This is a genomic window from Acidiphilium sp. AL, from assembly GCF_025499445.1.
Classification (GTDB): domain Bacteria; phylum Pseudomonadota; class Alphaproteobacteria; order Acetobacterales; family Acetobacteraceae; genus Acidiphilium; species Acidiphilium iwatense.
Genome location: NZ_JAIMBZ010000121.1, coordinates 1 through 1236 on the forward strand (window position 1 = coordinate 1; position 1236 = coordinate 1236).

The window sequence follows — 1236 nt, forward strand, 5'->3', positions numbered from 1 at the left end:
TCGAGGTCATGGTCGAGGCGACGCCGCCAGGCGCGTCTTGTAGCGTCCGCGAGGGTGCGATGGCGCCGCGCCAGCACGACGGCGTGGAGCAGCAGGACCTTCATTCTGGGTGCGAAAATCGCATCGCCGGCCTCGATCGCGAATTTGCAGTCGCGGAGTTGGTGGGCGAGGCGAATCTGCCAGTCATCGGCATGACCGCGCTGGGCGCCATAGAGATCGGAGACCCAGATAGCGGGGCGATGGCCGTCCATTACCTCGGCGACGACGTTGGCGCCCCGGCTTGGCCGGATCACATGGATGACGACTTCGTCGTTCTGAAATCCCTCCGCCAGCCTTCCACCGATGCTGCGCATCGGCGGAACCTTGGCAGGCTCCGCCCAGTTCCAATGGGTCCGGCCGTTGATCCGCACCGAGGTTTCGTCGGAGCAGACGACCCGCGCGCGGCGCAGTCGGGCGAGGATGGCGCCGACATCGGCATCGAAGCCCGGCTTGGCGCGGCGGAATGCGGCATCCAGCGCGCCTTCGCTGATCGCCAGGCCGAACAGCTCGGTGAACAGGCGCGACAGCCGCCGGTAGCTGACCGCATGGATGACGCGCAGGTAGATCGCGAGCGCCACGAGGTTGAGGCTGAATGGCGTGCCGGCTTCCATGCCTTCCGGGACGGCTGCCAGCGTGGTCGCCCCACAGCACGGACAATGGCCGGCATAGCGTTCGACGCGGGTGACGATCGGCTTGATCGGCGGCAGGTCGATCCTGTCGTAGCGCTGCGCGAGGCGCTGATCCGCGTCAGTCAGCGCGGCACGGCAGTGCTGGCAATGCGCCGCCTTCGCGATCACCGTCTGGTCGGGGTTCTCGGCAAGCAAGCGACCGCCGCCCTCACGGCCGAGACTGCCTTTGCGGGGCCCCTTGCGCGGACCTTTCTCGGGCCGGTTTGGCTTCTGCCCGCGCGATGGCGGCAGGCTCGAATTGTCCGGCCGCTTCGGCGGCTCGTTCAGCCGCGCCTCCAACTCCGCAATCCGGCGTTCCGCAGCCGAAAGCCGGATTGCCAGTTCCGCGTTCCTGCGTTCGGACGCTTGCAACGCGTCCCACAGCGCGCGGATCAGCGCGTCTTTCTCAGCATGCGATAGAAGGGACAGGTCAGGAAGCTCGCTCACGCCTCCCGTCGAATCGTATCCGCCGTGGTCACGTCAATTCACAATCGATTCAACTGGCCGACGGACCAGGATGAGCAGATAC

At 66.7% G+C, this 1236-nt stretch carries 1 protein-coding gene; it reads right to left on the minus strand.

From position 1 onward, the window contains the following. The coding region (locus tag AiwAL_RS20225) for a transposase (RefSeq protein ID WP_262313498.1) at nucleotides 1-1154 on the minus strand (1154 nt) is incomplete at its 3' end. Between the last annotated feature and the right edge of the window lie 82 nt (nucleotides 1155-1236).